At 71.2% G+C, this 12415-nt stretch carries 11 protein-coding genes; 6 read left to right on the forward strand and 5 right to left on the reverse strand.

Going from position 1 to position 12415, the window contains the following annotated elements; all coding sequences use genetic code 11:
- Window positions 1–51 precede the first annotated feature (51 nt).
- Entirely contained in the window at window positions 52–1326 is a 1275-nt protein-coding gene (locus tag VF746_13030; protein ID HEX8693342.1) for an Ig-like domain-containing protein, read from the forward strand.
- A gap of 248 nt (window positions 1327–1574) precedes the next feature.
- On the forward strand, window positions 1575–2039 hold the full coding sequence (locus VF746_13035; GenBank protein ID HEX8693343.1) for a hypothetical protein: 465 nt from the start codon (window positions 1575–1577) through the stop codon (window positions 2037–2039).
- A gap of 362 nt (window positions 2040–2401) precedes the next feature.
- Here VF746_13035 and ahcY read toward each other — a convergent pair whose 3' ends face one another.
- From ahcY to VF746_13055, 4 genes are all read right to left on the reverse strand, one after another.
- Window positions 2402–3892, reverse strand: coding sequence for an adenosylhomocysteinase (gene ahcY / locus VF746_13040; GenBank protein ID HEX8693344.1), 1491 nt, complete (start codon window positions 3890–3892; stop codon window positions 2402–2404).
- Window positions 3893–4045: 153 nt separating this feature from the next.
- A complete protein-coding gene (locus tag VF746_13045; GenBank protein HEX8693345.1) occupies window positions 4046–4408 on the reverse strand; it encodes a hypothetical protein in 363 nt (120 codons plus the stop codon).
- A gap of 149 nt (window positions 4409–4557) precedes the next feature.
- Complete coding sequence (locus VF746_13050; protein ID HEX8693346.1) at window positions 4558–5508, reverse strand: metalloregulator ArsR/SmtB family transcription factor; 951 nt, start codon at window positions 5506–5508, stop codon at window positions 4558–4560.
- Between the two features lie 141 nt (window positions 5509–5649).
- Entirely contained in the window at window positions 5650–6129 is a 480-nt protein-coding gene (locus VF746_13055; protein HEX8693347.1) for a PCYCGC motif-containing (lipo)protein, read from the reverse strand.
- Window positions 6130–6537: 408 nt separating this feature from the next.
- Here VF746_13055 and VF746_13060 point away from each other — a divergent pair, with 408 nt between their 5' ends.
- From VF746_13060 to VF746_13070, 3 genes are all read left to right on the forward strand, one after another.
- Window positions 6538–8661, forward strand: a complete 2124-nt coding sequence (locus VF746_13060; GenBank protein HEX8693348.1) for an acetate--CoA ligase family protein — start codon at window positions 6538–6540, stop codon at window positions 8659–8661.
- A 525-nt stretch (window positions 8662–9186) separates the two neighbouring features.
- Window positions 9187–10599 carry an AAA family ATPase gene (locus VF746_13065; protein HEX8693349.1) on the forward strand — a complete coding sequence of 471 codons (1413 nt, stop codon included), beginning with the start codon at window positions 9187–9189 and terminating at the stop codon, window positions 10597–10599.
- Between the two features lie 213 nt (window positions 10600–10812).
- Window positions 10813–10935: a hypothetical protein gene (locus VF746_13070; protein ID HEX8693350.1), complete on the forward strand. Its 123-nt coding sequence runs from the start codon at window positions 10813–10815 to the stop codon at window positions 10933–10935.
- Window positions 10936–11015: 80 nt separating this feature from the next.
- On the opposite strand, the gene VF746_13075 is transcribed toward VF746_13070, so the two are convergent.
- On the reverse strand, window positions 11016–11888 hold the full coding sequence (locus tag VF746_13075; protein ID HEX8693351.1) for a hypothetical protein: 873 nt from the start codon (window positions 11886–11888) through the stop codon (window positions 11016–11018).
- A 195-nt stretch (window positions 11889–12083) separates the two neighbouring features.
- On the opposite strand from VF746_13075, the gene VF746_13080 reads away from it, so the two are divergent.
- On the forward strand, window positions 12084–12386 hold the full coding sequence (locus tag VF746_13080; GenBank protein ID HEX8693352.1) for a DUF2892 domain-containing protein: 303 nt from the start codon (window positions 12084–12086) through the stop codon (window positions 12384–12386).
- The last annotated feature ends 29 nt before the right edge of the window (window positions 12387–12415 follow it).

Below are 12415 nucleotides of genomic sequence, written 5' to 3' on the forward strand. Positions count from 1 at the left end.
ACGTACCCGCCGCCCGGCGAAACGACCACACAACTGCGAACGGGGGAACGTATGAAGACCATGCGCCTGTGGATCCTGTCGGCGGCCGTGCTGGCCGCGGCCGCGTGCGGCGACACCGGCACCGGCTCCGAGCCGGGCAACGGAGGCAACAACGGGGGCGGCAACGGGCCCGGCCCGGTCAAGACGGTGGCCGAGGTCGTCGTCACGCCCGACGCGCCGGTCCTGGAGGTGGGCGCCGCGCAGGACCTCTCCGCCACCCTGAAGGCGGCCGACGGCACGGTGCTGGGCGGGCGGACGATCGCGTGGGAGAGCAGCGACGAGGCGGTGGCGAAGGTCACCTCCGCCGGGCGGGTGACGGCGCTCGCGGAGGGGACGGCCACCATCACCGCCAGCAGCGAGGGACGCGCGGGGCGCGCGACCCTCACCGTCCGCCCGCAGCCGGTCGCCACGGTCACCATCCTCCCCGAGAGCCCGGTGGCGCTGTACGAGGGCGGGAGCATGCAGCTGATCGCCGTCCCGCGCGCCGCGGACGGGAGCGACCTGAACATGCGCGTCCCGGTGTGGCAGAGCAGCGACGAGTCGGTGGCGTGGGTGAGCAATACGGGGGGGCTGGTGGCCGGCACGGCCGGGACGGCGACCATCACGGCGACGGTGGAGGGGAAGAGCGACACGGTGACGGTGCGCGTGTTGACGCTGGTCCGCTCGGTCCGGGTGACGCCGGCGGCGGTGGAGCTCGCGGTGGGCGGCACGGCGTCGCTCGGAGCCGCCGCGCTCGACGCGAGCGGGGCCCCGCTGGGGCGGACCATCGCCTGGGCCAGCGAGAACGCGTCGGTCGCCACGGTGGACGCGTCCGGCCGGGTGACCGCCCGCGGGGTGGGGACCACGGAGATCACCGCCACCGTCTCCGGGGTGGTGGGCCGCGCGACGGTGCGGGTGCTCTCCCAGACGGTGTTCCGGCTGGAGAGCGCGGAGGGCCGGCCGGTACCCGCCCGCCTCTACGACAGGGTGATCGAGGACGACGACGGCGTCTCGCACACCCTGCGCGTGGTGGCCACGGGCGGCGCGATCCGGATCCTGGGCTCGCGCTGGGAGCAGCGCCTCACGCTCGACACCTACGAGGGCGGCGTGCTGGCGTGGAGCCGGACCTTCACGGACAGCGGCGACCTGATGTACGACGCCTTCACCGGCGAGCCCATGCTCGTCTCCACGACGTACCCGGGCTTCGTGCACCGGGGGAGCTACAGCGCCGACGGCAACCGGCTGACCGTCCGGCAGAAGGTGGACGGCGACGCGCCGGAGATCAGCTTCGTCTACGCCAGGCAGTAAAACTACAAAGCCTCACGCAGAGTCAGCAGAGTCAGCAGAGAACCCTTCCGTTGACTCTGCTGACTCTGCGTGAGAAAAGTCTTTTGCCGGGCTTCGGGACAAGAGGATCTTCGCCGGATTGTGACGGACTGTGATCCTGGACGCCAGCCCGCGCGGCCCCACGCTCCCACGGTAACGTTGCGAGCGTATCGCCCTACCCACACTTTGTTTACTTTCCTGCTTTTCTTCCCGCCGCCGGGAGGCCGGACATGAACCGACGCCAGCTCCTCGCCGCCGAGGTCTACGGCTACAGCTACGCCAACTACTGGGACCATCTCGAGGTCCGCAACGAACGCTTTACGAAGCTGATGCCGCAGGACGTGGACACCCTCGAGCGGGCGGACCGCGAAGGGTGGGACGCGGCGCGGCTGGCGAAGGCGCTCGACACGGACGAAGCCGAGGCCGAGGTGGCGCGCCGGGCCTACGGGGAAGCCAGGGAGATCGTCGACGCGCCGACTCCGGCCGAGTCGTTCCGGCGCGGCGTGCGCATCTCGGTCCAGCGCGCGCTGGAAGAGGGGCTCGATGATCCCGCCAAGATCGAAGCCCTCGTAACGCAGGTCTGCTACCGCGCGGCGGATCTGGCCTACCTTCTGGACCAGCAGGGAGAAACGCTCTCGGATTACTCCGAGGAGCTGCGCCGGGAGCCCGCAGTCGAGGACCTCGATCCGGAGTAAGTCATGCGACTGCGCATACAGAGGTGGGGAAACAGCCCGGCTCTCCGCATTCCCCGATCTTTCGCTTCGGAGAGCACCTGAGCCCCGGTCCGGAGGTAGACCTCGCGATGCAGGGTGGACGGCTCGTCATCACTCCCCTACCGAGCCTTCATACAGGCTGGAGGATCTCCTCGCGCAGATTACTCCCGAGAACCTGCACGACGAGACCGACACCGGCCTCAGCGTCGGAAACGAGGTGTGGTGAGCCGCCAAGTTCCGGCACGGGAGATCCTCAGAATCAACCCGAACCCGGCAACGGAAAGGCGCACGACATCGCCGTGCGCCTTTCCTGTTGTCGCCGACCTGGAGCGGATGGATCCCGCCTAGTACCGGTAGTGCTCCGGCTTGAACGGGCCCTCGGGGGAGACGCCGATGTAGGCGGCCTGGTCGGGGGTGAGCTTCGTGAGCTTCACGCCCAGCTTGTCCAGGTGCAGCCGCGCCACCTTCTCGTCCAGGTGCTTGGGCAGCGTGTACACCTTGCGCTCGTAGCCGTCGGCGTTCTGGTGCAGCTCGATCTGCGCGATCACCTGGTTGCTGAAGGAGTTGCTCATCACGAAGCTGGGGTGCCCGGTGGCGCAGCCCAGGTTCAGCAGGCGGCCCTCCGCCAGGATCATCACGCTGTGGCCGTCGGGGAAGCGCCACTCGTCGTACTGCGGCTTGATGTTGATCCGCTCGATCCCGGCGAACTTCTTCAGCCCGGCCATGTCGATCTCGTTGTCGAAGTGGCCGATGTTGCCCACGATGGCCTTGTCCTTCATCCGCGCCATGTGGTCCACGGTGATGATGTTCTTGTTCCCCGTGGCGGTGATGAAGAGGTCGGCCGTCTCCACCACGTCCTCCAGCACCGTCACCTGGTACCCCTCCATGGCCGCCTGGAGCGCGCAGATCGGATCGATCTCGGTGACGATCACGCGGGCGCCCTGGGCGCGCAGCGACTGCGCGCACCCCTTGCCCACGTCGCCGTAGCCGCAGACCACGGCCACCTTGCCGGCCAGCATCACGTCGCTCGCGCGCAGGATGCCGTCGGTGAGCGAGTGCCGGCAGCCGTACAGGTTGTCGAACTTGCTCTTGGTGACGCTGTCGTTGACGTTGATCGCCGGGAAGAGCAGCGTCCCCGCGTTCATCATCTCGTACAGCCGGTGCACGCCGGTGGTGGTCTCCTCGGAGACGCCGCGGATCCCGGCGGCGACCTTCGTCCAGCGGCCGGGGTTGGCCACCAGCTCGCGGGAGAGGAGCTGCAGGATCACCCCCCACTCCTCGGCGTCGTTCTCGGGGTCGAAGTCGGGGACGCGGCCGGCCTTCTCGAACTCCACGCCCTTGTGCACCAGCAGGGTGGCGTCGCCGCCGTCGTCCAGCAGCAGGGTGGGGCCGCCGCCGTCGGGCCACATCAGCGCCTGCTCGGTGCACCACCAGTACTCCTCCAGCGTCTCGCCCTTCCAGGCGAACACCGGCGTCCCCTGCGGCTCGTCGACGGTGCCGTGCTTGCCGACGACGACGGCGGCCGCGGCGTGGTCCTGCGTGCTGAAGATGTTGCACGAGACCCAGCGCACGTCGGCGCCCAGCTCCACCAGCGTCTCGATGAGCACGGCCGTCTGCACGGTCATGTGCAGCGAGCCCATGATCCTGGCGCCCGTGAGCGGCTTCTGCGCGCCGTACTCCTCGCGCAGCGCCATCAGGCCGGGCATCTCCTGCTCGGCCAGGCGGATCTCCTTGCGGCCGAACTCGGCCAGCGACAGGTCCTTCACCTTGAACGGCTCGCGCCCCGCCTCGGCGGCGGCCGCGAAGGGGCTGGTCAGCTCGGCGACTGCGTCCACGTTGCTCTCCCTGGTTCGGGTTCGGCCCACTCGGGCGAATGAATTCGCTGCAACAACCACACGAAGTCCGCCTTCGCGGACTACCGGTTCTCGTGCCGCACGGGGTCCGGCGCACGCATCTGGCCTCGCGGTGTGACGACCTGCTACGGCTCCCTACCCGTCGCGGTGCACCGTCTCGGGGGAGAAGGCGGGGAGGCAGACGGCCACGTACTCGGCGCCGCCGGGCTCGGGCGTGCTGTAGCGCACCCACTCGCCGGGCGCCGTGACCACCGCCTGCCCCGCGCGCACCTCCAGCGCCCCGGCCTCGTGCTCCACCCGCAGCATCCCCTGGAGCACCACGGTGATCTCCTCGAACTCGGGACGCTGCCCGGGCTCCACCCACCCCTCCGGCGAGCGCATCCGCGCCACGCTCACCTCGCGGTGCCCGCTGTTCACCCGCCCCGCGTACTCCTCGATCCGCTTCGGCTTGCTCCCCGCCGCCTCCACGATCGCCGGCGCCTCGATCAGCCTGGGCATCCCCCTCCTCCCGTTCTCAACGATCCACCCCGCCCCGCGCCGGGCCCGTCATGTCCACCCTCTCCCGAAGTTGGGAGAGGGTTGCCGCTCTAAGGCGGCGGGTGAGGGCCGCCGCGGCCGCGCCGACCTCAGCCGAGACACGCTGATTCTCACCCCGCGGCCTTTGCCGACGCGGCAAACAGCGTCGGCCCTTTCGCGGCCGGGTCGGGCGGGAGGGGGACGCGGCGGAAGCCCTCGAAGCCCGCCTCCTCCATCCAGCGGCCGATCTGCTCGCCGGAAAAACCAAGCCACACGTGCCCCATCGCCTGGCGGTACTCCTCGCGGTCGTGCGGGGCCATGTCCACCACCAGCACGCGCCCGCCGGACTTCAGCACCCGCCGCGCCTCGGCCAGCGCGGCCTGGGGCTCGGCGACGTAGTGCAGCACCAGGAAGAGGAGCGCCGCGTCCGCCTCGCCGTCGTCCAGCGGGAGCGCCTCCAGCTCGCCCGCGCGCACCTCCACGCTCGCGAGCGCGCCCAGCCGCTTGCGCGCCGCCGCCAGCATCGCCGGCGAGCTGTCGACGGCCACCACGCGGCGGACGAAGGGCGCCAGCGACTCGCTCACCTGCCCCGTCCCGCACCCCAGGTCGGCCACGGTCCACTCGGGATCGAGCAGCCCCAGCAGGCCCGCCAGGTCCGCCCGCTGCCCGAACAGCTCCGCGCGGAGCCTGTCCCACTGCCCGGCGGCGGAGGAGAAGAACTCCTGCGAGCGCGTGCTGCGCTGGGCCAGCACCGTGCGCAGCCGCTCGGCGTCCTGCCCTGCCGCCGGGGTGGCGGCCACCTCCTCGCGCACCAGCCGCCAGAGCCGGCGGGCGGAAGAGTCCAGGCGGTCGGCCACCATGCGGTAGCGGCGGCTGGTCCCCTCGGCGCGCCCGGCCACCCACTCCTCGTCCGCCAGCAGCTTCAGGTGCCGGCTCACCGTGCTCTGCGGGAGCTGGAGCACCGCGCACAGCTCGCCCACCGTCAGCTCGTGCCGCTCCAGGAGCAGCAGGAGCCGGCTGCGCGTGCCGTCGGCCAGCGCCGACATGCGGTCGAAGATCGGGGGCGCGCCGTTCGCTTTCATTCGTTCAGCCGGATGGAAGGATACAGCACTCCTCCTCCCGGCGCAAGGTCGAAGGATCGATGCTGGAAAAGCGGAGCCTCCGCGTCCCATCGGAACGCGGAGGCTCGACTCACCTCTCTGCGGTACGGGCTGGCCCCGCGGCTACGAGCCGCCGCCGTATGCCGTGTCTACCGCCTGCCGGATGTCCTCCAGCGTCTTCCCCTCCCGGTGCAGCCTCAGGACGAGGGTCGCCTGGCCCTGGCAGATCCCGCAGTCCGCGGCCATCTGGCTCTTGTAGCAGTCCAGCAGCGAGCGCAGCTCCGGGTGCCGCTCGTGGCAGTCGCAGTGGCAGTAGATGCCGTCCAGCACCTGCGGGATCCGCCGGGCCGCGACGTATGCCTGCCTCGCCCGGCCCTTCACCTGGGACACCGGCAGCACCCCCGTGGCGTCGATCCCCGGGCGCGGCTCCGGGTGGACGTGCCGCTGGGCGGACGGCGGCGCGGCGTGATGTTCGTGCTCGTGCTGCTGTGCCCGCGCGCTCGCCGGCACCGCGAGCCCCAGGAGCGCGGCGGCGAGCGCCGGGAGCAGGACGCCCGGGCGGCCCGGAAGCACGGGCCTGGAACGGCGGAGGGGAAACGGCATGGGGAAGACTTCCTTCACGGTTCGCGGAGCCCGGTGGAGCGCGGCCGGCACCTGGTACGCTCGGGCGGCGGAAAGAGTTGCCGCCGGCACCGGGCGGACCGGCGGCGTCGCCTGGGCCGCAGAAAGCTGCAACAGAGCGGGCGCGCGCGAAAGGGAGTCGGGCTTCTCCCTTCACCTGCGCAGGCGGATGCCGGTTGGTGCGAGCGCCGGGCGCGCCGTACATTCCCGCCCGCGCGGCCGGCCGCCGCGCGGACGCGGCCCGGACGAGCCATGCCTCGCCCCTACGAAAACGACGGTGTGCAGGCACGATCCAGTACTTTCGCACTTTCGCACTTTCGCACTTTCGCACTTTCGCACTCACGCACTCACGCACTCACGCACTCACGCACTCACGCACTTCCGTCCTACATGCTCGACTCGCTCTTCCGCCCGAAGTCCATCGCCGTGATCGGCGCGTCGCGAACGCCGAACACCATCGGCTACCAGATCCTGGACAACCTGCTGCGGCACGGCTACACGGGCGCCGTCTACCCCGTGAACCCGAACGCCGCCGCCATCCACTCCATCCGCGCCTACGCGAGCGTCGAGGCCATCCCCGACGAGGTGGAGATGGCCGTCATCGTGGTCCCCAAGCACCTGGTCGTCGGCGCGGCGGAGGCGTGCGGGCGCAAGGGGGTGAAGGCGCTCGTGGTGATCTCCGCGGGCTTCAAGGAAGTGGGCGGATCGGGGATCGAGCGCGAGCAGGCGCTGGTGGCGGTGGTGCGCCGCTACGGGATGCGCCTGGTCGGCCCCAACTGCATGGGGGTGCTGAACACGGCGCCCGACCGGTCGATGAACGCCACCTTCGCGCCCACCATGCCGCCGGCCGGCCCCGTCTCCTTCATGAGCCAGAGCGGGGCGATGGGCGTCACCATCCTGGACTACGCGGCGGAGTACGGGATCGGGATCTCGCAGTTCGTCTCGGTCGGCAACAAGCCCGACGTCTCGGGCAACGACCTGATCGAGTACTGGGCGGCCGACGAGCGCACCCGCGTGATCCTGATGTACCTGGAGAACTTCGGGAACCCGCGCAAGTTCACCCAGCTGGCGCGCGAGATCACGAAGCGTAAGCCGATCATCGCCGTGAAGAGCGGCCGCTCGGTGGCCGGGGCGCGCGCCGCCTCGTCGCACACGGGCGCGCTGGCGGGCACCGACCTGGCCACCGACGCGCTGCTGCGCCAGTGCGGCGTGCTGCGCGCCGACACGGTGGAGGAGATGTTCGACCTGGCGATGGCGTTCTCGCACCAGCCGATCCCGCGCGGCAACCGGGTGGCCATCGTCACCAACGCCGGGGGACCGGGGATCATCATCGCCGACGCGTGCGAGGCGCAGGGGCTGGTGGTCACGGAACTCGCCGAGGCCACGCGGGCGATGCTGGCAGCGCACTTCCCCGAGGAGGCGTCGCTCTCCAACCCGGTGGACATGATCGCCTCGGCCACGCCGCAGAGCTACCGCGTGGCCGTCGAAGCAGTCCTCGCCGACCCCAACGTCGACGCGGTGATCGCCACCTTCGTCCCGCCGCTGGGCATACGGCAGGAGGACGTGGCCGAGGCGATCGTGCAGGTGGCCGCCGGGCAGAAGGAGAAGCCTGTGCTGGCGGTGCTGATGGGGCGCGAGGGACTGCCGCAGGGGCTGGCGGAGCTGAACGCGGCGGGGATCCCCGGCTACCGCTTCCCCGAGTCGGCGGTGCGCGCGCTGGGGGCGATGTACCGCTACCGGCGCTGGACGGAGCGGCCGGTGGGCACAGTGCGGACGTTCGAGGTGGACCGTGCGGCCGTGGCGGAGATCATCGACGGGGCGCGCGCGGAGGGGCGCGAGAAGCTGGCGGAGGCGGAGGTGATGCGGGTGCTGGAGGCGTACGGCATCCCCGTGGCCCCGTACCGCGTGGCGCGCTCGCTGGACGAGGCGCTGCAGGCGGCGGACGGCGTGGGCTGGCCGGTGGTGCTCAAGGTCCTCTCGCCCAGGATCGTGCATAAGAGCGACGTGGGCGGCGTGGTGGTGGGCGTGGAGGACGCCGACGAGCTGCGGCGGGCGTGGGAGCGGGTGGCGGTGGAGGCGCCGCGGCGGGCGGGGATCGGGGCGGAGGAGGTGGACGGGGTCCTGGTGCAGAAGATGGTGGGCGGGGGGAAGGAGACGATCATCGGGATGACGGGCGACCCGCAGTTCGGGCCGGTGCTGATGTTCGGGCTGGGGGGGATCTACGTGGAGGCGCTGGGCGACGTGGTGTTCCGCGTGCAGCCGGTGACGGACGTGGACGCGCGGGAGATGATCGGCGCCATCCGCGGTGCGCGGCTGCTCAAGGGGGTGCGCGGCGAGCCGCCCGTGGACCTGGACGCGCTCCAGGAGATGGTCCAGCGCGTCTCGCAGCTGGTGGGCGACCACGAGGCGATCCGCGAGCTGGACGTAAACCCGTGGCTCGCCTTCCCCGAGGGCGGCGTGGCGGTGGACGGGCGGATCATGGTACGGCTGGGGCCACCCGCGGCGCGTCCGTAGGGTCGAGGCATGCCTCGACCTCCCCGACGGCGCAGCCGCCGGGGACCCTCTCCCCCGCGCGTCCCCGGTCGTTCGTTCCTCACGACCAGGGGCCGCGCTCCCCTCTCCCAGACTGCGGGAGAGGGGAAACACCTCGGCGCTGCGCGCGACTGACCCGAGCGAAAATGGGGTGCGCGGTTGAAGCCTCGCGGGGTTTGCGAGGCTTTCCGTAGTTCCAGCGGGTGTCTTCAGGCACTCGCGACCCGGCGCTGCGCGCGACCGAAGTTGCATGAGGGATGCGCGCCCGGAGGGCCGGGACGCCGCCGCCACACGGGGTATCGTGGCGGCGGTGGCCCGGCGCGGTTGGGCACGGTCGTATCGTGCCCTACCGCGCGCGCAGCCCGGCCCGGAGCGCAGCGGAGGGACATGCCCGAACCGCGGTGCGAAGCGCGAGGTGCGAAGTGCGAAGATGACAGCAGGGAGGTGATGCGATACTGTTCATCCGCGGCGACCGATACCCGATCCTCCCCTCCCTCCCCAAGCAGCATGACCATCGAGCGCAGCCCGGCCCGCTACGCGGAGCGCATCTTCGACGCCGTGGACGACGCGGCGGAGCGCGGCTTCTGGAAGAAGCAGGACGACCGCTACGCCGACCTCACCCGGCACGTGCTGGGGCTCCTGGGCTCGCTCATCGGCGCGGACGGGGCCTCGGGGGCCGACGAGGTGGCGTACGTGATGGAGATGGCGCGCCCCTTCCAGCCCAACGAGCCCACCCACGACGAGACGGTGAAGGTGATCCGCGACGCCACCCGCCGCTTCGAGCTGGCCCGCACGCCCGACTACTTCCGCGCCATCGTGGCCGCCGACCTGGCCGCCAAGACGCGCGCGGCGGGCGACGTGCTCTGGTGCCTGCGCGAGCTGGGGCTGGGCGTCATCGCCGTCGACAAGACCAGCCACCCGCAGGAGATCGAGCTGCTCACCAGCCACCTGGCGGTGCTGCGCGGCTTCGCGGAGGCGCAGGGGGTGAAGGTGGCCTGGACCGACCACCCCGGCGGCCTGGCGGCGGACGCGGCGCGGGCGGCTTCGGGCGCGGCGGGGGTCACGCCCGAGCCCGACGTGGCCACCCTCGACCAGCTGATGGAGCGGCTGAACGCCCTCGTCGGGCTCGAGCGGGTGAAGAAGGAGGTGGAGACGCTCACCAACGTGATCCGCGTGCGCCGCATGCGCACCGAGCGGGGGCTCCCGGTGCCGCCGATGTCGCTGCACATGGTGTTCATGGGGAACCCGGGGACGGGGAAGACCACGGTGGCGCGCATCCTGGCCGAGATCTTCCGCGCGCTGGGGGTGCTCTCGCGCGGGCACCTGGTGGAGGTGGACCGCTCGGGGATGGTGGCGGGCTACGTGGGGCAGACGGCCATCAAGGTGCGCGAGGTGGTGGAGCGGGCGCTCGGCGGGGTGCTGTTCATCGACGAGGCGTACGCGCTGACCACCAACCGCGGCTCGGAGGACTTCGGCTACGAGGCGGTGGACTCGCTGGTGAAGCTGATGGAGGACCACCGCGACGACCTGGTGGTGATCGTGGCCGGCTACCCGGAGCCGATGCGCGAGTTCGTCGGCAGCAACCCCGGGCTGGAGAGCCGCTTCAACCGCTACATCGAGTTCGAGGACTACACGCCGGAGCAGCTGCGCGCCATCTTCGACAAGCTGTGCCGGGAGAGCGGGTACACGCTGGACCCCGAGGCGTCGGGCTACGCGGACAAGCTGTTCGCGGAGATGCACGAGAACCGCGGCGAGAACTTCGCCAACGGCCGCGAGGTGCGGAACCTGTTCGAGAACGCCGTGGCCCAGCACGCCAACCGCGTCGCGGGGATGGACCAGCCCACGGACGAGGTGCTCTGCACCCTGCGGATGCAGGACCTGGGACTCGCGGCCGAGCAGATCAGCGACGAGCCGGTGTGAGGCCTCTTCCCGCTTCGATCACCCGTGCGCGGGGTGCCAAAGGCGGGTGAACCCGCGGCAACAACGGCGAGAAGCCTGCCTTCGCAGGCTGGTTCGGCGCGAGGACCGGCCTCGGCGCGGAATGCATGGACCGCATCATCTAGCCTCGACGGCGCCGCCCTTGTATGTTGGCGGCCGGCAACCGCGAATCACCCCGAACCGGCCGACTGCGCGATGGGCAAGCTCTTCTTCCACATGGGCGTCTTCGCCGTGGTGACGTTCCTGGTCTACCTGGCGTGCCTCTTCTTCATCCGCTACGAGGAGCGGCGCGAGCAGCGGCACGGACCGCGGGTCTGAGGCGGCCGCATCGCTCGGCGGCGGCAAGACGCGACGCCCGCGGGAGATCCCGCGGGCGTCGCGCGTTTTCTTCCGCTCCCTTACTTCGCCTCCCACTCGATCCGCGTCTCCCGGTCTCCCGCGATCCTCCGCACGTCCTTCATCAGGTAGCCCGACCTCCGCGCGTCCGCCGCCATGAGCGCAGGCTGGAGGCGCGGCGGAACGGGGACCAGCACGCCGACCTGCACCATCCGGCCGCGGCAGATCTCCACGGAGTGCGAGAGGCTGAAGCGGATGGCGAGCTGCCCGTTTTCGACGTGGTGCAGCGCGAAGTCGCTGGGGAAGCTCTCGCCCACGGAGTACGAGCACTCCATGCCCTGCTCGTCGTCGTCGGGGGTGGCGACGAAGGTGCCCTGGTATTTCAGGGTGTCCACCAGCGCGGCGAGCGAGCGGGCGGTGCGGACGTCCACCGAGTCCATGACGCCGCGGATCAACCGGTCGGCGGTGAGGGCGCGCAGCAGCGGCGCCTCGGGGACCAACTCGGTGATGCGGACGGGATGGGGCCTGGCGGGCGTGCTGCGCGCGAGGTCGTACGAGACGAAGCCGCGGCCCGAGATCGGGTGGGCGCCGCCGCAGTCGCAGTACCAGTACTGCTCCAGGCTGACGATCGACCCCACCACGGAGAGCAGCCGGTACGTCACCATCTCCTCGCGGATCGGCGGATCGTCGTCTCCCGTCCGGCCGGCGCGCTCCGCGTCGAACGCCTGCTTGAGCGAGAACACCAGCCGCCCGTCGCCCACCCGCCGCGCGGAGACGTCGCTCGTGTCCCAGGTGATGTCGAAGCCGCCCGAACGCCCGCGCCAGATCACCTGCGCGCCGGCGGCGGCGTGCGCGGCGGGCACCAGGGCGAGCGCGAGCGCCAGCGGGCGCAGGGCGCGGGACGGCCGGAGACGCGGCAGTCGAGGGAGCGGCATCGTCGGATCGGCGGCGGGTGGGTGGCGCGGTCAGGGAGCACGAGAGCGCGTCCGGATGATACTGCTACGGGGATGGTCGAGACAACGAAATCATCCTCGCCCCTCCTTTCCCCGGTATCCGACGCGCGGCCTGCGGCGTGCGTGTACCCTCTCCCGATCACCGGGACGGTGGAACGACGCGCTCGGGAGGGACCGATGAGGGAGAACGTCGGCGGCGCGGACCGCAAGATGAGGATGGTGGTGGGGCCGGGGCTGCTGGTGCTGGGCTACGCGGCGCTGGGAGGCAATCGCGGCCGCCTCCCCGGCCTGCTGGCGATGGTGGCCGGGGTGCTCGTAACGGAGACGGCGATCACCAAGGTGTGCCCGCTCAACGAGGCGCTCGGGATCGACACCGCGCGCATGGACTTCGGCGACGCGCTGCCGCCGCGGAGGCACGTGCGCAAGCCGGAGCTGGACTTCGACACGGCGGGCACGTGGTCGGGCGGCGGGAGGTGGTAGGAAAAACTGGGTGACTTCCGGCCCGCTTC

Source organism: Longimicrobium sp. (assembly GCA_036389795.1).
Lineage (GTDB): Bacteria > Gemmatimonadota > Gemmatimonadetes > Longimicrobiales > Longimicrobiaceae > Longimicrobium.